Origin of the sequence: Mammaliicoccus sp. P-M58, from assembly GCF_022386165.1 — a bacterium.
Classification (GTDB): domain Bacteria; phylum Bacillota; class Bacilli; order Staphylococcales; family Staphylococcaceae; genus Mammaliicoccus; species Mammaliicoccus sciuri.
On the sequence record NZ_JAJNJI010000009.1, the window covers coordinates 1 to 17488 of the forward strand.

Annotated in this window: 23 protein-coding genes and 1 pseudogene; all 24 read left to right on the forward strand. The window is 33.2% G+C overall.

Features of this window, described 5'->3' with window-relative positions; genetic code table 11:
• Positions 1-230: hypothetical protein (locus LQ694_RS10400; protein WP_239772028.1), on the forward strand; the 230-nt coding region annotated here is incomplete at its 5' end.
• 69 nt (positions 231-299) lie between these two features.
• Positions 300-491 carry a hypothetical protein gene (locus LQ694_RS10405; protein WP_058591535.1) on the forward strand — a complete coding sequence of 64 codons (192 nt, stop codon included), beginning with the start codon at positions 300-302 and terminating at the stop codon, positions 489-491.
• 1 nt (position 492) lies between these two features.
• The gene (locus tag LQ694_RS10410; RefSeq protein WP_152291813.1) at positions 493-690 is read left to right on the forward strand and encodes a hypothetical protein; all 198 of its coding nucleotides are present in this window, start codon (positions 493-495) and stop codon (positions 688-690) included.
• A gap of 99 nt (positions 691-789) precedes the next feature.
• Positions 790-1023 (forward strand): hypothetical protein, encoded by a 234-nt coding sequence (locus tag LQ694_RS10415; protein WP_172965078.1) that lies wholly within the window; start codon positions 790-792, stop codon positions 1021-1023.
• A gap of 4 nt (positions 1024-1027) precedes the next feature.
• Positions 1028-1195, forward strand: a complete 168-nt coding sequence (locus tag LQ694_RS10420) for a hypothetical protein (protein WP_172965077.1) — start codon at positions 1028-1030, stop codon at positions 1193-1195.
• On the forward strand, positions 1162-1620 hold the full coding sequence (locus LQ694_RS10425) for a hypothetical protein (protein ID WP_152291811.1): 459 nt from the start codon (positions 1162-1164) through the stop codon (positions 1618-1620). The genes LQ694_RS10420 and LQ694_RS10425 overlap by 34 nt, the downstream gene beginning before the upstream one ends.
• Positions 1621-1822: 202 nt before the next feature.
• Entirely contained in the window at positions 1823-1984 is a 162-nt protein-coding gene (locus tag LQ694_RS10430) for a hypothetical protein (RefSeq protein WP_172965076.1), read from the forward strand.
• Positions 1985-1994: 10 nt separating this feature from the next.
• Positions 1995-2429, forward strand: a complete 435-nt coding sequence (locus LQ694_RS10435; RefSeq protein WP_152291810.1) for an HNH endonuclease — start codon at positions 1995-1997, stop codon at positions 2427-2429.
• A gap of 239 nt (positions 2430-2668) precedes the next feature.
• Positions 2669-3124 carry a phage terminase small subunit P27 family gene (locus LQ694_RS10440; RefSeq protein WP_058591531.1) on the forward strand — a complete coding sequence of 152 codons (456 nt, stop codon included), beginning with the start codon at positions 2669-2671 and terminating at the stop codon, positions 3122-3124.
• Entirely contained in the window at positions 3121-4821 is a 1701-nt protein-coding gene (locus tag LQ694_RS10445; protein WP_152291808.1) for a terminase large subunit, read from the forward strand. The genes LQ694_RS10440 and LQ694_RS10445 overlap by 4 nt, the downstream gene beginning before the upstream one ends.
• A gap of 10 nt (positions 4822-4831) precedes the next feature.
• Positions 4832-5038 (forward strand): hypothetical protein, encoded by a 207-nt coding sequence (locus tag LQ694_RS10450; RefSeq protein ID WP_096791162.1) that lies wholly within the window; start codon positions 4832-4834, stop codon positions 5036-5038.
• A gap of 22 nt (positions 5039-5060) precedes the next feature.
• Positions 5061-6314 (forward strand): phage portal protein, encoded by a 1254-nt coding sequence (locus LQ694_RS10455; protein ID WP_152291807.1) that lies wholly within the window; start codon positions 5061-5063, stop codon positions 6312-6314.
• Positions 6307-6894: an HK97 family phage prohead protease gene (locus tag LQ694_RS10460; RefSeq protein WP_096791164.1), complete on the forward strand. Its 588-nt coding sequence runs from the start codon at positions 6307-6309 to the stop codon at positions 6892-6894. Before LQ694_RS10455 ends, LQ694_RS10460 begins: the two co-directional genes overlap by 8 nt.
• Before the next feature lie 165 nt (positions 6895-7059).
• Positions 7060-8229 (forward strand): annotated as a pseudogene (locus LQ694_RS10465) (phage major capsid protein); the annotation flags it as partial.
• 73 nt (positions 8230-8302) lie between these two features.
• Positions 8303-8602, forward strand: a complete 300-nt coding sequence (locus LQ694_RS10470) for a head-tail connector protein (protein WP_185160456.1) — start codon at positions 8303-8305, stop codon at positions 8600-8602.
• Positions 8586-8918, forward strand: a complete 333-nt coding sequence (locus LQ694_RS10475) for a hypothetical protein (RefSeq protein WP_185160455.1) — start codon at positions 8586-8588, stop codon at positions 8916-8918. Before LQ694_RS10470 ends, LQ694_RS10475 begins: the two co-directional genes overlap by 17 nt.
• A complete protein-coding gene (locus LQ694_RS10480) occupies positions 8909-9301 on the forward strand; it encodes a hypothetical protein (protein ID WP_185160454.1) in 393 nt (130 codons plus the stop codon). The genes LQ694_RS10475 and LQ694_RS10480 overlap by 10 nt, the downstream gene beginning before the upstream one ends.
• A complete protein-coding gene (locus tag LQ694_RS10485) occupies positions 9298-9693 on the forward strand; it encodes a hypothetical protein (RefSeq protein ID WP_231493075.1) in 396 nt (131 codons plus the stop codon). Before LQ694_RS10480 ends, LQ694_RS10485 begins: the two co-directional genes overlap by 4 nt.
• A gap of 21 nt (positions 9694-9714) precedes the next feature.
• Positions 9715-10311: a major tail protein gene (locus LQ694_RS10490; RefSeq protein WP_058591522.1), complete on the forward strand. Its 597-nt coding sequence runs from the start codon at positions 9715-9717 to the stop codon at positions 10309-10311.
• Between the two features lie 94 nt (positions 10312-10405).
• Positions 10406-10891, forward strand: a complete 486-nt coding sequence (locus LQ694_RS10495) for an Ig-like domain-containing protein (protein ID WP_185160453.1) — start codon at positions 10406-10408, stop codon at positions 10889-10891.
• A gap of 76 nt (positions 10892-10967) precedes the next feature.
• Positions 10968-11327 (forward strand): phage tail assembly chaperone G, encoded by a 360-nt coding sequence (gene gpG / locus LQ694_RS10500; protein ID WP_152291802.1) that lies wholly within the window; start codon positions 10968-10970, stop codon positions 11325-11327.
• A gap of 15 nt (positions 11328-11342) precedes the next feature.
• Complete coding sequence (gene gpGT / locus LQ694_RS10505) at positions 11343-11852, forward strand: phage tail assembly chaperone GT (protein WP_185160550.1); 510 nt, start codon at positions 11343-11345, stop codon at positions 11850-11852.
• A gap of 32 nt (positions 11853-11884) precedes the next feature.
• Positions 11885-16657 (forward strand): tape measure protein, encoded by a 4773-nt coding sequence (locus LQ694_RS10510; protein ID WP_185160452.1) that lies wholly within the window; start codon positions 11885-11887, stop codon positions 16655-16657.
• Positions 16654-17487 (forward strand): phage tail family protein, encoded by an 834-nt coding sequence (locus tag LQ694_RS10515; RefSeq protein ID WP_185160451.1) that lies wholly within the window; start codon positions 16654-16656, stop codon positions 17485-17487. Before LQ694_RS10510 ends, LQ694_RS10515 begins: the two co-directional genes overlap by 4 nt.
• Position 17488: the final 1 nt, after the last annotated feature.

The window sequence follows — 17488 nt, forward strand, 5'->3', positions numbered from 1 at the left end:
TAACAATATCGCTTATAGCACTATACGCATTTATCAAACGATCATATAAGTATGCGAGTGTGCAGGATGAAGTGGAGGCACCAAATAGTTTTCAAGGATTAAAGCAAGGTGATGTATATAAAGATAAAAGTGGTAATCAAATCATGCTGACTAACCAAACACCGTTAGATTATGAGTCAGATAAGTATAAAGAGGCAGAAACATGGTTCAGTGGAGTTGGTAGACATTGACATTCGGATTAATACTATTCGCAGCAATACTGATAGCACTAATTATTATGGCAGTTAAGGAGTGATTAGATGTTGAATAAAGATATAAAAAATATGATGTTTGAGTTAACTTTAGAAGACTATAAAAAACAAGTACAAACCGAAGAGAATAGATTAGGTTTTTGCCAAATGAAAGTACTCTTTGATGAAATAGTAAGTGTAGGTTTTACTGAAGAACAAGCATTTAAGTATATTATCACGATGATGAAGATGGAGGATTAATATGACATTACCAATTATAGCTTTAATAGCATCTTTGATAGCATTAGTGATTAACCTTACTTTCGTGATTATCAATTATAAACATGAGAAAGCATCTGATGTTTATTCATTTGATGACAAACCTTATGTAACAAAAGGAGAATTATATTCATTACAAAATAATTTGAATTTACTACAAAACAAAATCATTAGTATTTAATCTAAAATATTACCTCTTACAAAAAGTTATGAAGAGGAACAACAAGAAAAATTAATTGAAATACGCAAGGCTCACTGGAAATCATTTAATACATGGAAAATGCAAAAAGAAAGAATGAATCGTGATGCAGGAGATACACCAATATGTGGCGCTTGCTATAACAACAGTTTGGAATTGGATGTTGAGTATAAGACAGTTGAAGGTGAACCATATTGTGCATCGTGGGGAGACGTTGTACATTTAGAGTCAAAGAAAGATTATCCATTATCAGCAGAACAGAAATGTACCATATGTGGACATGTAGCTGATAAGTGGAAGTGTAAGGAGTGTTAATAACATGTGGATAATTATATCAATCATACTAGCCATTAACTCAATGTGGTTACTTAAATTAAATAAAGATTTAATAGAACGTAACGAAGAACTGATAGCAACTATGGTTATTAACAGCATTAATAAGGAGGACGATGAATGTACACACCATCAGAAGTCAGACAAATCATAACGGATTATAATTGGATGAAGAATATAATAGACTCTAAAGTATATGAAAATGATAGTACAAGTATTGGTCAATATGGTATAGAGTCCTCAATGCCTAAAGCGCAGGGTACTACTGGAGATAAGGTATTAGTGAGGGTATTGCGCAATGATAAAGAATATCGTAAGCATCAAGAGTTGATAGATAAAATGGCAGTGATAGATGATAATGAAGAGCTTATCACAAACAATAAAGATTACCACATACTACAGTTGCTCAAGCAGGGAGAGAAACATAAACGTATCATGTCCATAATGAAAGTAGGGAGAGATAACTTCTATGATCGTTTAAGAGATATCGTCATGATTTTATCAAATGCCCAATACGACAGAACCGACACATCGGACACATCGTACACTTCGGACAGTATTAAACAAACGGGGGATTAAGTATTATACTTACCGTATAGGAATAGTTACGGGGTTATCCCGTAGTAAACATATGAAGGCATGCCTAATAAGGTGTGTCTTTTTTATATGGTGCTATAGCCACATACCCATTATGCGAACACTCTGTATACAACGGTACTAGATACCCGACCTTAACAAATATATGCTAATGGGTTATGGCTGCACTAGAAGGAGTGAACACATGGTTAAAGTAAAGGTAGTCAAATACAGCAAGAACAAACTCATACCATTTGAAGAACAAATCAATGAAGTATTAGAAGAGTTACAAAGTGTAGTAAATGATTATACTATTGTTGACTTCAAAGTAATCAATGAATATAAAGTTTTAATTATTTATAAGTAGAAAGTATGTGATGATAATTCCAGTTCGTAAATGCTTTAAAGTAAATTGTAATAATCTTATTCCATTTACTGAGACTTATTGTGATGATCATAAAGATATGAAGAACGAATCAACTAAGAGTTATGAAACATATAGATATGAAAGAGATAAACAATTCATTAAAGAATATAATTCTAAAGTATGGAAACAGACTAGAAAGTCTATCATGTTACGTGATGATGGATTGTGTCAGTATTGCTTAGCTGAAGGTATCATATGTAAAGCAGAAGTAGTTGACCATTTTATACCAATGAGAGACGACTTTGACAAACGTTTTGATGCCGATAATTTAGTAGCAAGTTGTATCAGACACAACACATTGAAAGAGAAAGATGAACAAAGGTTGCGTAATAAACAAATCACCCTAGAAGAATATAAAAACAAATGGAAGTACGGGGATGATTGAACAACTATTGGTTGACAAATCTTCCGAACTAAACTCGAATAAATTTTGATTAACATTCGTAAAAGGGGACTAAACTTTCTACGCCTTGATGTGAAAGGCTTTGAATAACGCCCCGAACTCTTCTTCGAGCAAATGTTGAAAAATAATTTGAAATATTTGTAACTTTTAGTTGATTTAATAGTAAATATACGAACTTTTGGTTATAGTTCGGAATTAATTGAAAGGGGTGAGCCGTTAAAGTGGGTAGACCAAGAAAAACATTAGAAAATCAAAAGGCGCGTTTAACAACTGAACAGCAAGAAATAAAAAAGCAAACTGAAGAAGCTCTTAATGAGCTCACACCTTTACAAAAAACGCCGCCTAATTGGTTAGACAATGTTGCAAAAGCAGAATATAAAAGAATATATCCATTGATACTTGAGTTACCAATTAAGAGTTTGGATTTAGCTTTACTTGCTATGTATTGCCAAACATATTCAAACTACATTGACTCAACTAAGAAACTTGCTCGTGAAAAGGTTGTAGAAACTGAACGAGGTTCTAAATTATCACCATACTACACAATTCAAAGAGATAGTATTACAGCTATGAATTCAATAGCGCCTAAATTAGGGTTAACTTTAGACTCAAGAATGAAAGTTCTTACACCAACTAAAGAAGAAAAAGAAAAGGACATAATGAGTGATTTCTTATGATGGATAGAACAACAGATTATGCCAAAAAAGTAGTTAATGGTGAGATATTGGCAAGTAAAAAGAATATTCAGGCAGCAGAAAGACATTTAAGAGATATGAATCTAAAAGTACTTAATTATCACTTTGATGTTGAAAAAGCAAATAAAGTAATAGATTTTATAGAAGTTTTACCAGTACCTAAAACGATGAAAGAAATGAAACTTAAACAATTCCAGTGTTTTATAATTGGATCGCTCTTTGGTTGGGTTGATGACTTTGGAAATAGAAGATATACGGAAGCCTATATAAGTATGGCACGTAAAAATGGGAAAACACTATTACTTGCTGGTATAGCAATGCATGATTTAATACTTGGTCAAGAACCTAAGTATGAAAGAATGATTGGTATTGTATCTAATACACAAAATCAAGCTACTAAGGCTTGGGGTGATGCACATACGCAATTAAAAGCCTTAAGAGAAAAATCAAGTATTGTTAAAGATATGACGAAGTTAAAACCTAGTGTATATGAACTAATAAATAATGATGACAGAAGTGTTATTAAAGCATTCAGCCGTGAAGCGGATAATCTTGAAGGTGAGCAAATAAGTACAGGTATTATAGACGAAGCTCATTTATTAAAAGATGCTAAGGTGTATGAAGGGATAAAACGAGGACAAACTTTACTTAAGAACCCAAGTCTTTATTTTATTTCAACAGCAGGTACTAATTTAAACGTTCCCTTCTTTGATGAATATCAGTATGTAACTAAGGTGTTAAATGGAGATATTGTAAATGATAATTATTTTATCTTTTGTGCTGAGCAAGATAATGAAAAAGAAATACATGAGCCTGATACATGGATTAAATCAAATCCATTAATTGAAGATGAAGAGCAAGGTGAAATTATAAAATCTAACTTAGCAAAAGAAGTTAAAAAAGGTTTGGAAAAAAATGAATTAAATTCATTATATGTTAAATCATTTAATCTATGGAGGCAAGCTAGTGAAGATACTTTCATAGCATTTAATGATTGGGATGAATGTAAAACAGAAGCAGAACTTGATATTAAAGGTCGTGAAGTATATGTTGGTGTCGATTTATCAAGAAGTGATGACTTAACGGCAATATCTTTTGTATATCCAACTGACAATAAGAAGTATTTTGTCGATTCTCATGTGTTTGTTGGGACTAAGAATGGTATTGAAAGAAAAATTCAACAGGATAAAATTAATTATCACAAATTAGTTGATATGGGTATGGCAACTATTACATCAGCTGAGAGTGGGATAATTGATCCAGAACAACTTTATTATTGGCTTAAAGACTATATAGAAGAATATCAATTGGATGTTAAAGCAATATGTTACGACAGTTGGGAATCTAGTTACTTTGTGACAAAAATGGAAAAAGAAACAGATTATCCATTAGTTGAGGTACCTCAAGATTATAAAAACATGTCACCAGCATTAAAACAATTTAAATTAGATGTTTTAGAAAAAAGAATATTACACAATGGTAATCCAAATCTTAATCTAGCAATTAATAATGCTATTGCTAAACCAGATAATAATAACAATATCATTTTATCTAAAAAGATAAATAGAAATAAAATCGATGCTTTAGTTGCCCTAGTAACAGCATTTACTCAAGCTAGGAACCACGCATTTACAAGTGATATGCAAGATTATATATTATCCGATGATTTCGGATTTTAGGAGGTACCACATGAACAAAAAGAAAAAATCATATATAACGATGGCTACAGAATTTATAACATTTAATTTAGTAGCTATTTTGTTTTTACTAGGACTTATAACAATTGACGTAGGTGCTTTTTTACGTTTTGGATTAGAAATAGGAATGATAGTGGCAGGTGTATCAATTATCTTAATTGCGTTAATCATTCAACATGAAAAAACACTTAAGAAATGATTTAAGGAGGTGTGAATAAAAGGTGGGAATATTCTACGAGACGAGACATAATTACAGTGATAATTCTGATATGAAAGAAGCATTGGGTGTATATCCATTCCAAACCGTACCTTTATCAGCTCTTGATTGGCATGATTTTAAAGCATTAAGAAATAGTGATATATGGACAGCAGTTACTTTACTTTCACGAGACATTGCAAAACTCGATATAAAAGTTAAAGAGAATGGCATATATAAAGATAAAGATTTATTAGAACAACTGATTAATAATAGACCCAATAAACAGTACAACGGTTATATGCTTAAATATATTGTTATGATGAATGCTTTATTAACGAATCATGGTTATATCTATATTGAGAGAAACCCTAAAGGTGGCATTTTAGAATTGTATCATGTAGCAACTAGCAGGGTTAACTTACGATATGATCAATATAAAAATAAGCATTATTATGATTTAACAAATGATGGAGATATTTTAAAAGTACCCTTTGAGGATATTATTGATATCAAACCTTTTTCAACTGATGGACTTAATGGTTTGTCTGTATTAGATGCTTTAGAAGATGATTTAAATGCACAAACATATTCTAAGAAGTTCTTTACTAACTTCTTTACGAATGGCGCACAAGCAGGCTCAGTATTGAAGATGAAAGACGGTAAATTAAGTCGTGAAGCAAGAAACAAAATTAAAGAAGCGTTTCAGAAAGAAAATTCAGGTCAAAATCAAGCAGGTAAAGTTCTTGTTATGGATGAAACGATGGAATATGAACAACTTGAGATATCTACAGACATTTTAGAAGCCATTAATAAGAATACAAGTTCTACTAAAGCAATTGCTAAAGCATTTCAAATTCCTTTATCTAAATTCGGTATGGAAATGACTAACAGTTCTATGAAAGATGTAAACAATGACTACTTGATGAACTGTTTAGGTGGGTACATGAAAATGTGGGAAGCGGAACTTAACTTTAAGCTCATTCCACAAAAGGATGTTTACAATAAAGAATTTAAGTTTGATACGAGTTCGTTTAAACAGATTGATTGGGAAGCATATAAAGAAGGATTAAGAGCTGATTTGGATAAAGGCGGTATTACTCATGATGAATATCGTAACGCAATAGGATTAAAACCTTATCCAAATAATATGGGTGCAATTCCACGTTATGACCTTAATCATATCAGCGCAAATGTCGCTGACGATTACCAATTAAGACAAATATCAACCAACAACTCTGCACCTAAACCGATTGAGGGAGGTGATGATAATGAATAATAAGGAATTTAGAACGTCAGAAAATCTTATAGCAAAAGATGACGAAAAAATGATTGTTGAAGGTTATGCATTACGCTTTAACACAGAGAGTCATTTATTAGGTGAGTTTGTAGAAACTATATCTCCTAAAGCGTTAGAAAATGCTGACTTATCTGACGTAAGATGTTTGATAGATCATAACTCAAGTTATGTATTAGGTAGAACAAAAGCAAACACACTATCATTGAAAGTTGATGATGAAGGTTTATACTTCCGTTGTCAATTACCTAACACATCTTATGCAAGAGACTTATATGAGAATGTAAAATTAGGTAACGTTAATCAATGTTCATTTGGATTTACTGTAGATGAAGACGGAGACGTATTTGAGAAACGTTCAGATGGGTTATTTAAACGAACAGTCAATAAAATTAAAGCATTATTTGATGTAAGTGTTGTGACTTACCCAGCATACGAAGATACAGACGTTGCACCTGCACTAAGAAGTATTGAAAACATTAAAGAAGATGAACATCGTAATAAGATATTAAAGGATAAAGCTAAAATCGAAGTTGAGTTGTTAAAACTTAAGAGGAAGTGATCCATATCTCGGTGAAGGTTAACACCGTTATCAAATAAACTCTGAAGGCATGCCAATTGAGGTAATGCCTATTTTTTATGACTAATTTTAATTAAAAAAGGAGCGATATACATGGATACAGAATTATTAGAACTTCGCACACAACGTGCTAACCTGATTAATAAAGCTAATAGAGCATTAGAAGAAGAAAAAACAGAAGATGCTAATGAAATTATTTCACAAATTAAAGAATTAGATGAACGTATTACGAAAGTAGAAAAAAAGGTCGCTGAGAATGAAAATAACGACGGTGATAATGATGATGAAACAGGAAATCAACAAAAAAATAAGGGAAATGAGGGGGAACAGCGAAATATGAATCCAGCATTCGCAGTACAACCAGGAAATCAAACAAAAGAAGATAGTCAAGAAGTAAGAGATTTTAAAAATTACATTGAAACACGAGCAGATATCCCAGGTGGATCATTAAAAACTGACTCAGGGTTTGTAGTTATCCCAGAAGAAATTGTTACAGACATCTTAAAGTTAAAAGAAGTTGAATTTAACTTAGATCAATACGTAACAGTAAAATCTGTACAAAATGGTTCAGGTAAATATCCAGTCGTACGCCAATCTCAAGTTGCTGCTTTACCAGAAGTTGAAGAATTAGCAGAAAACCCTGAGTTAGCTGTTAAACCATTCTTCCAATTAGCTTATGACATTAAAACGCATCGTGGTTACTTCCGTATCTCTCGTGAAGCTATTGAAGATAGCAAAGTTGACGTGTTAGGTGAACTAAAACAATGGATGGCACGTACAATCGCTGCTACTCGTAACCAAGCAATCATTAATGTTATTAAAAATGGTGGGCCTGGTGAAGATGGTGAAAATACTAAAATCCCAAATGAAGTTGTAAATGGTTCAACTTCTAAGGAAACGATTGACGGTCTTAAAGATGCAATTAACAAGCATATCATTCCTAACTATGAACACAATGTGGCTATCGTGTCTCAAACTGGTTTCAATACGTTAGATAAATTAGCTGATAAAGAAGACCGCTATTTAATCCAACCAGATATTAAAGAAACTTCAGCTAAACGTTTATTAGGTGCAAAAGTAGTTGTATTACCTGATGAAACATTAGGTGAGAAAGGTTCTAACACATTAATATTCGGTAACTTAAAAGATGCTATTACGTTATTTGACCGTTCACAATATCAAGCAGCATGGACTGATTATATGCATTTCGGAGAATGTTTAATGGTTGCAGTTCGTCAAGATGTGCGTTTATTAGACCACAAAGCAGCAGTTGTTATTGACTTAAACGGTGGTTCAACTGAACCAGAAACACCCTAAGCAACCCCAAAACGTTGAGGTAACAGCTAATGCTAAATCTGTTGTTATCTCAGCAGAATAGGGGGTTATACAAATGGAACTCGACAAATTGAAATTGCATATGAAGATATTTCACACAATTGAAGATGATTTGATTAAGGAATATCAGGAATGGGCTGAGGAAGAGATTAAAGATTCTGTTTGTACTGCTCCAAATCGTAATGAAGAGTATTTTGAAAATAACAAGATTTACGACAGAGCAGTTGTTTTATTAACTACGTTTTATTATCAAAATAGAATTGCTTATGATAACGAACAATACCATTCAATGCCTGATGGTGTTTTAGGTGCAATTCAAAAATTAAGGGGGTCATATCATGCAAAGGATGAATAAAATGCACGATATTATCTCCTTTTTTGATATTGTACAAAATGGACCTGAACCAGGTGGGACTATGGTAAAAGTTTTTGACTCATTCGCAGAAATCTATGAACCATCTCAAAAAGACGTTCAACTTGGAAACTTAGAATCATCAACTGTAAATATTACTGTAATTATCAGAAATGCTTATCCAGAATTCGTGCCAACTGTTAATCAACAATTCGAAGTATTAAGTGGAATCTATAATGGCATGAAATTCGACATTAAGCATATCTCGCCTAAAGACAATATTTATTTGAAAGTTGTAGGTGGTCAAAAATGGGAGTAGAAATTAAAGGTTTAGACGACATTGAGAAGACATTAAAGAAGAAATATAGTCCTAAATCCATTGAAGAAGCGGAAAAAAGAGCCGTAAAGTCTGCTGGTAATATGATGAGAAATAAAATCGCAACTGATCTAGATAGTGTTAGAGATACTGGAGAGTTAGCTATTGGAACAGATATTACTGAACCAGAAAAAGTAGGTAATAAAATACAGTCTAAAATATACTGGAGAGGCGAACATAGGACTTTAGCAGCTATTAATGAAAACGGGCATTATGACCGCTCGGGAAAATGGGTTAAGCCAAGAGCTGTTGGGAAAGCTAGCCGACAGTTAAATTTGAATAAGGACCTTTATTTCAAAATAGTCAAAAAGGAACTCGACCGATGAAAGACCTAATGACTGAAATGTACAATGTATTTCTCAAAGATGATATGATTTCTCAATACGTCGATAAACAAGCAATTAAATTTATAACTTATCCAAATGCAAATGATATTAAAAACACAATGATTGTTATTGATGATTTACAAAGTCCAGCCCCTAGAGACTATGCAGATAATGACAATTTAACGTATGAATACGCATATCAAATAGATGTGTTTGTAAAACAGAATAATAATTTCAACAGTCGTTTACTTTGTGAACGGCTTATTTTACGTGTTCAAAAACTAATGCGTGATGAGTTGGGGTTTGTGGTATTAAACACACCTAAACCTAATCATGATGAAGAACACGCTTTGTTTAGACAGACAACAATTTTCAAAGGAAAACAATACTAAAATAATTAGGAGTGAATATAGATGGCTAAATCATACAAAAGTTTTACAGGCCTAACAGGTTTTTACTATAAAACTGAAGGCGGAGAAATTAAAAAAGCAGAACGAATTAAATTCTTACAAGAAATTTCAGTATCAAAAGAACAATCTATTGAAAAAGCTTACGGTGACAATGGAGTTGCTGAGATGGCAGTTACGAATGGAACAGTTGAATTAGAGTCAACATTCCATCACTTACCACTAGAAGACAGAATTAATTTATTTGGATTAGAACAAGATGAGGATGGAATTGTAGCGGTTGGAAATGATACACCACCATATACAGCAGTTATTTTTGAAAAAACAACTGAAAATGGTCCAACCGAATATGTAGGGCTTAAAAAAGGCTTGTTTACATTCCCTGAAGTATCTGGTCAAACAAAAGAAGATAGTGTTGAGTTCTCTCAAGACCAATCAACTGCTGAATTCATGGAAACAGAAATCGAAGGATTTAAAGAGCCAAAAACAATGTTACTTGCAAAAGATGAAAAAGGTTCGACTAAAGGTCGTGACATGTTATGGCAAAAAATCTTCGGAGAAACTTTTGAAGGTGGATCTGAAGAAGAAGGTAATACACCCTAGCACTCCCCAAAATGTAGTAGTAGATGCTAACTCTAAATCGGCATCTATTACTGCAGAATAGGGGTAATCATATGATCATTAAGGAGGTCGTGAAATGGCTGATACATTAAAAATATACAAAGGCGATGATGTAGTAGGTACTGCTGAACGACAAGAGGATGGTAAAGCAAAAGTCACAATTGATGGCTTGGAGGCAAATACCGATTATCCTGCAGGAACTTACAAAGCATCGTTTGAAAACGACAATGGAGAATCAGAAAAAGTTGACGTACCCTCATTCAAAACTAAGCCTATCTCAGTATCAGGTGTGGCATTATCACCTAAAACTGCAAGTATTGAAGTAGGTGGGACAACTAAATTAGAAAGTACAGTTTCACCCTCAACAGCAACAAATAAATCAGTATCATATAAAAGTTCTGATGAAGCAGTCGCTACAGTATCAAGCAATGGAACATTAACAGGCGTTTCAGAAGGTGAAGCAACTATTACAGTTACAACACAAGACGGCAATAAAACTGATACTGCAACAGTAACAGTTAACCCAGTTGAAGAACCAGAAGAACCAAGTACAGAAGAATAACTCTAAAGAGGACGTATAGTCCTCTTTTTTATCTATGCGCATATATAAAAACAAAAATTGAAAGAGGTAATTAAACATGACTAAAAAAACAAAAAGAAATTTTATTGAATTAATTAAAGAAGTAAATGATAAAGGTGAAATAACAAAAACTAAAGTATATTTAACACCTGTATTCATTCCGTTCTCAAAATTTACCAAAAAAATGAAGGAAGTAATTGAGTTAGAAAAAGATACAAAACGTTCCGAATATGAGAAGTTACCTGAATTCTTTGCAATCATTTCAGATTTATATAGTAACCAATTTACTGTTGATGAAATGTTAGATGGATTACACACTCCAGAAGCAATGACAGAAGTTCGTAATCAATTAGAATTCTTCTCAGACGGTATTGTACAGGAAGAAAACGAAGCTAAATTAAAAGAATTATTAAAATGACTGGTGGTGTAAGCCATGAAGAAACACTTTATCGAACTTGTAACTCATTATGATGAAGTTGGAAACATTATTGAAAAGCAAGTTTTTTTTACACGTCCTAATATTAGCTTATCGCTTGTTTACGAGTGTGTGGATTATCTAGAACACTTTGATAATAAAAATGTTGATCATCAAATGTTAGCTGATATTGTATCAAGAATTTATGATAGTCAATTTAGTAATAAGCAACTATTAAATGGTTTGCAGTCATACGAAGGATATAAAATATTAATGGATCAGATTGTTTTTGTTGCTACTGGCAACACTGTAGATTCAAGTGATATCTCTAAAGAACAACAAGAAGAAGTTTCGTCATGGGGAGAATTAAAAAATAATCTACGAAGTATGATTAAAGAAGCAGTTAAGAAAGGAGATAAGGACATTAATGATGTTCTTAATACTCCTTTTTATTTTTTTGTTCAAGAGTTAAATGAAGAATCAAAAGTTGTAAAAAAAGAAGAGTCTATGTTAGATGCATTCATGTAATTTAAATCTCTAATGAAAGGATGGTGAAATAATTGTCAGAAGAAGTTAGAAGTATGTCCATAAGCTTGTCAATGGAAGATGCCGGAATTGATAGAACTTTAGCGCAAGTTAGGCGGTCTTTTAGAACTCTCACAAATGATGTGAAACTAGTTAATAAAGAGTTTCAATATGGAGAAAAAGGCATATCAGATTATGAGAATAAAGTCACAGAGTTAAGTAGTGCTGTCAAGATAGCGAAAGGTAACGTTGGTGATTTAGAAAAACAATATCATACAATCGGTAAGGAACAAGGATATACAAGTTCAGAAGCGTTAAAATTACGTCAAGAGTGGGCAAAACAAAAAAATGAACTTAATTTTCTTCAACGTGATTTAGAAGCTGCAACATCAGATTTAAAAGCATTCCAAAAGCAACAAATGATAGCTAATTCAAATTGGACAAAATCAGGTAATGCTTTTAGTGGTATGAGTAAAAGTCTTGATTCAATTTCAAGTAAGTTAACTTCAACTGGTAAATCACTTACTAATAGTATTACAAAGCCTGCATTAATAGCTGGTACGGCTATAGGTGGTATAACAGCAAAGCTTGGTTTTGATAGGTTAGTAGGACTAGATAGTGCTCAAGCTAAACTCGAAGGATTAGGATATTCTACAAAAGAAGTTGGCGAAATTTCTGATCAAGTAACTAATGCTATTAAAGGTGGAATGACAACAATGGCAGAAGGTACTGACGTTGCAGCTGGTGCTCTTGCATCTGGTGTTAAAGAAGGTAAAGAACTTGAGCATTATATCAAATTGGTTGGCGATGCTGCAGTTGGTGCTAATAGACCAGTTTCAGACATGGCAATGATATTTAACCGTGTACAAGGTCAAGGTAAACTAATGACTGAAGAATTAAACATGGTTGAAGAAGGCATGCCAGGTTTTTCTAAAGCAATGGCTAAACATTTAGGTGTTTCTTATGAAGAGTTCCGAAAAATGGTAACTGAAGGTCAAGTCACTTCGAAAGACTTCTTAACAGTTATGGATGACTTTGCTGGTGGTATGGCAGGAGCCTATAGTAAATCATTTAAAGGTATGGTCTCGAATACAAAGGCTTATATCGGAATGATTGGAGAAAGTTTATTAAGTGGTGTATTTGAAAAATCAAAAGACTCATTGGCAGAGTTTGAAAAATTATTACAATCTCCTAGTGTTCAAAAGTGGGCACAAGAAACTGGAGATAAACTAGGAAACGCTGTAAACAGTATAAGTAATGCAATCGGTGGTATTATAAGTTGGTTTAATTCACTTGATAAAGGCACGCAGAAGTCTATAGCAAGCATCATGAAATGGAGTACTTTGATACTTATTGGTATTGGTCCAGTATTAACCATATTAGGCAAGCTGACCGGTGCACTTGCTGGTACATTTGGAACATTTGGTAAATTCTTAGGATTTATGGGTAAATTATCAGTTGAATCTAAAACAGCAGGGGGACTAATAAAAGGTTTTACTAATTTAATGCCAAAAACTGGCGCAGTAATTGGAGCGGTTGCAAATCCTATTGGTTTAACAGTTGTAGCTATCGCAGCTTTAGCAGCTGGATTAGTTATAGCTTATAAAAAATCAGAAACATTTAGAAATATTGTCAACGGAGCTTTTAATGCAATTGTTTCAGGTTTAACAACTTTGTGGAATGGTATTAAAACATTACTGACACCTGTTGTGAATGCAATTAAAGAATTTGGCGGAGAACTTAAGAAAACATTTAGTACTTTTTGGTCTGAAAATGGACCTCAGTTCATGCAAGCGCTCAATAATATTAAAACTGGTTTTGCTACATTGTGGAATGTAATTAAACCTGTAATAGGAGCAATCGGAGTTGGATTTTCTAAATCATTTGAAGCAATCAAAACTATAGTTACTGCATCAATGCCTGTTATTACTCAAATATTTAAAATAGGTTGGACTTTAATACAATCCATTATTGTTTCTGTATGGAACAATATCAAAGGTGTTATTAATGGTGCTCTAAATGTAATTATGGGAGTAATCAAAGTATTTAGTGGTCTTTTCACAGGAAACTTTAAGTTAATGTGGTCTGGCGTTAAACAAATATTTGTTGGAGCTTTCCAATTTTTATGGAATTTAGTTCAGTTATGGTTTGTAGGTAAAATATTTGGTGTATTTAAACTAGGTTTCGGATTAATCAAAGGAATTGTAAGCAGATCACTAGGAAGTGTAAGAGGAACATTCACAGTTGTGTTAAAAGCGATATGGATAATTGTTAAATCAATTTTCACGAACATATCGACATTTATGAAATTTATTTTTTCAAACATCCTTAAAGCAACTAAAGCAATATGGGGATTTATAAAACTAGCAGTAACAAATCCTACACGAGCAATTCTTACGATAGTACGTAGCACATTTAATATTTTATCTAAAACAGTCCGTACAATCTTTACTGTACTTTCTAAGGCGGTTAAGGCAATTTGGACTGGATTGAAAAATGCAGTCGTTGCTACAGCTAAAGGTATGTATGCTTTATTGAAAAATAGATTCGAGTTATTAAGAAGTATATTATCCAACATCACAAGAGTAATAGCAAAAACTATTAAATCTATATGGACGAGCATCAAGAATACAGTTATTAATTTAGCTAAAGCTTTGAGCAATACGGTTAGAGCTATTTTTGACAAAATGAGAAGTTTAATTACTGGAATAACTACTAAGCTTAAAAATGCAGTAGTAAATGGTTTTAAAGGTATAAAAAATAATGCTATAAACCTAACTAAGAATGCAAGAGACGGTGTAGTAAATGGTTTTAAAGCCATGTATAACAAAGGTAAGTCTTGGATTGATAAACTTAAAAACTTTCTAAAAGATTCTGTTTCTGGATTCAAGAGCATTGCTAAAAAAGTCGGTAATGGTGTAGCAAACGGTGCAATCGGTGGATTAAATGCCATGATTGACGGAATCAATTCATTATCAAATAAAATAATGAGTAAGAAATTAATCAAGAAAAAAATTCCAACTCTATCAACAGGTACTGGTATTCAAACGGATAGTAACGGCTTATTGAAACGTGGTACTAAGGCAATTGTGAATGATAAAGGTCCAGGAAATGGCAAAGGTCCTAATGGTCACAAAGAATTAATATATCGTCGTAATGGAAAAGTTGAACGTCCTATAGGTAACAATAAAAAAGTAAGGCTAAAACGTGGTGATGGAGTTATCAATGGCGCTCAATCACAATCATTACTACCACAATTATCAACAGGAACTGTAATGGATAGGTTGTTTGGATCAGGTGCTAAAGCTAGTAAGAAAAAGCCTAAAGATAAGAAAAAGTGGTATGAAAAAGCTGGAGATAATATTGGCAAAAGTTGGGATGCTACAAAAGACTTTGGAAAAGACGTAGCTACTACAACTGGTAAAGGTATTAAGTCGGTTATGAAAGGTATTGGTGACGTATGGGATTACGCTAGTAATCCTAGTAAGTTAATTAATAAAGTACTAGGCGGATTAGGAATTGATTTTTCAGGTATCAAAGGAGCAATGGGAGGTTTCATTGGCTGGGGTGCCAAAAAGTTAAAAGAAGGTATGGTTGACCTCGTTACGGGTTGGTTTGAAGAAGAAGGTGGAGGCGGAGGAGACGGTTCGTCCTTTACTAAGTTCGCAAAAGTTACACCTTATAGCCCTAATAAGCCTGTTCCCGGATATCCAACATCATTTAATGGCGGACGACATTACGGTATTGATTACGCAACACCAAGTGGAACAGTTTTAACTGCACCAACAAGTGGAGTGGTTAAAGCGCAATCCAATCATGGTGGTGGTACTGTTGCTAGATTGTTGAGTGGTAAGGTTGCACAATATTTCTTACATTTATCAGATATTCTCAAAACAGGTAGAGTTAAGCAAGGAGAAAAGTTTGCTAAAACTGGTAATAGTGGGGCATGGACAACAGGTCCACACTTGCATTATCAAGTTGAAAATCCTGCAAGTTCAGAACTTACTAACAAAAATACTATGGACCCTGAAAAATTCTTATCTGGTAAAGGTGGAGGTAATAAAGCAGCAAGTAAATGGGCACCAGAAATTAGAAAAGCTGCAAAACGAATGAAGGTTACTCTATCTTCAAGAGAACTCCAAGGAATTATTGCTCAGATAGACAGAGAGTCTAACGGTAATGCAGGAGTTACTCAAGGAAATATAGGTGATATAAATAATCGTAATGGAACTCCTGCTCAAGGGTTATTACAATATGTACCTAGTACTTTTAACTCTTATAAAATGAAAGGTCATGGAAATATCAAGTCCGGCTATGACCAATTACTTGCTTTCTTCAATAACAGTAACTGGCGCAAAGATTTACCTTACGGAAAATCTGGTTGGGGTCCTTCGGGTAGTAGACGTTTTGCTACTGGTGGAATTATTAGAGATAACGGTTTATATAATTTAGCAGAAGAAGGTCACGAAGAAGTCGTTATTTCTACTGATCCAAAACGTGCTGCTGATTCTATGAAATTAATAAACTATGTAGCTAATAAAGTACAGGGACGTTCAAAAGGTAACAAGCGACCTAATCAAGTTAAGTCTGGTACTAAGACCTTATCTAATAACAATAATGCTGAATTGTTACAAGCACTAACTGAGTTAGTTGCAGGACAACAAGAACAAATGAAAAAACAAGATAAACAAATAAGTATTCTAACTGAAATAGCTATGAAAGCAGGCTTTAACGAAGGAGACGTTAGTAAAGCACAAGGTAAACGTGCAGAAATGTTAGCTTGGAATATGGGAGGTGCTATCACTTGAGGAACAAAACAGTAAGAATATTCGATGAAAATATGAATATTGTATTAACAGATGAATTTAGTAAATTGAAATTTTTGAAAGCAACTGAGGAAGGTGTAGAAAATAGAATAACGTCAACTGAAATACAAGGTGTTGACGGTGTGCTGGTGTCATCAACATCATTCGGTCCTTTCCCTTTAGTATTAAGCTTTTTCTATCGTGGATCAGATGTGTTTGATTATAAAAGTGTTCAAAAAAGATTAAGGGGTATGCTGTATAGGCGTACTCCCTTTTATATTACACACTCTGATAACCCTGGCGTAAAATACGCAGTTTATTGTGATGAAAATGCAATTACAGATATGGGCTATCAGAATGGTACTTTTGATATAACATTTATTGTATTCAAAGGCTATTCAGAATCACTTATGACAACAGATGATTTTAGTTTAAATAGTGAATATTGGCAGTTTGGCAATGGTTTAGTAACCGATCAGGATATAGTTTATGTTCATTCTAAACGTAAGTTTAAAATTTTTAATGGTTCATCTGATACCGTTACACCCATACATCGTCATCATTTAATTATTAAAATGAATGTTAAAGCGCCAAATGGTTTTATTCTTCATAATAAGACAACTGGAGATAAGTTTAAATATAAAAAGGCTATACGAGATAATGACACAGTTATACTCAATGGAGTTTATCCTTTTAAGAATAAAAAACGATGTGGGATTGATACAAACTGGGAGTACATCACGTTAGCACCTGGATATAATGATTTTGAAGTACTAGGTGATGGCGCAATAGTTAAAGAAATCAAATTTACATTTAATTATGTATATAGGTAGG

Bases quoted from the DNA above. Each gene is read 5' to 3' on its own strand.
- LQ694_RS10495 (WP_185160453.1), top strand. From the start codon at position 10,406: ATGGCTGATACATTAAAAATATACAAAGGCGATGATGTAGTAGGTACT.
- gpGT (WP_185160550.1), top strand. From the start codon at position 11,343: ATGAAGAAACACTTTATCGAACTTGTAACTCATTATGATGAAGTTGGA.
- LQ694_RS10450 (WP_096791162.1), top strand. From the start codon at position 4,832: ATGAACAAAAAGAAAAAATCATATATAACGATGGCTACAGAATTTATA.
- LQ694_RS10410 (WP_152291813.1), top strand. From the start codon at position 493: ATGACATTACCAATTATAGCTTTAATAGCATCTTTGATAGCATTAGTG.
- LQ694_RS10460 (WP_096791164.1), top strand. From the start codon at position 6,307: ATGAATAATAAGGAATTTAGAACGTCAGAAAATCTTATAGCAAAAGAT.
- LQ694_RS10475 (WP_185160455.1), top strand. From the start codon at position 8,586: ATGCAAAGGATGAATAAAATGCACGATATTATCTCCTTTTTTGATATT.
- LQ694_RS10405 (WP_058591535.1), top strand. From the start codon at position 300: ATGTTGAATAAAGATATAAAAAATATGATGTTTGAGTTAACTTTAGAA.
- LQ694_RS10420 (WP_172965077.1), top strand. From the start codon at position 1,028: ATGTGGATAATTATATCAATCATACTAGCCATTAACTCAATGTGGTTA.
- LQ694_RS10480 (WP_185160454.1), top strand. From the start codon at position 8,909: ATGGGAGTAGAAATTAAAGGTTTAGACGACATTGAGAAGACATTAAAG.
- LQ694_RS10415 (WP_172965078.1), top strand. From the start codon at position 790: ATGCAAAAAGAAAGAATGAATCGTGATGCAGGAGATACACCAATATGT.
- gpG (WP_152291802.1), top strand. From the start codon at position 10,968: ATGACTAAAAAAACAAAAAGAAATTTTATTGAATTAATTAAAGAAGTA.
- LQ694_RS10430 (WP_172965076.1), top strand. From the start codon at position 1,823: ATGGTTAAAGTAAAGGTAGTCAAATACAGCAAGAACAAACTCATACCA.
- LQ694_RS10445 (WP_152291808.1), top strand. From the start codon at position 3,121: ATGATGGATAGAACAACAGATTATGCCAAAAAAGTAGTTAATGGTGAG.
- LQ694_RS10435 (WP_152291810.1), top strand. From the start codon at position 1,995: ATGATAATTCCAGTTCGTAAATGCTTTAAAGTAAATTGTAATAATCTT.
- LQ694_RS10490 (WP_058591522.1), top strand. From the start codon at position 9,715: ATGGCTAAATCATACAAAAGTTTTACAGGCCTAACAGGTTTTTACTAT.
- LQ694_RS10470 (WP_185160456.1), top strand. From the start codon at position 8,303: ATGGAACTCGACAAATTGAAATTGCATATGAAGATATTTCACACAATT.
- LQ694_RS10485 (WP_231493075.1), top strand. From the start codon at position 9,298: ATGAAAGACCTAATGACTGAAATGTACAATGTATTTCTCAAAGATGAT.
- LQ694_RS10425 (WP_152291811.1), top strand. From the start codon at position 1,162: ATGTACACACCATCAGAAGTCAGACAAATCATAACGGATTATAATTGG.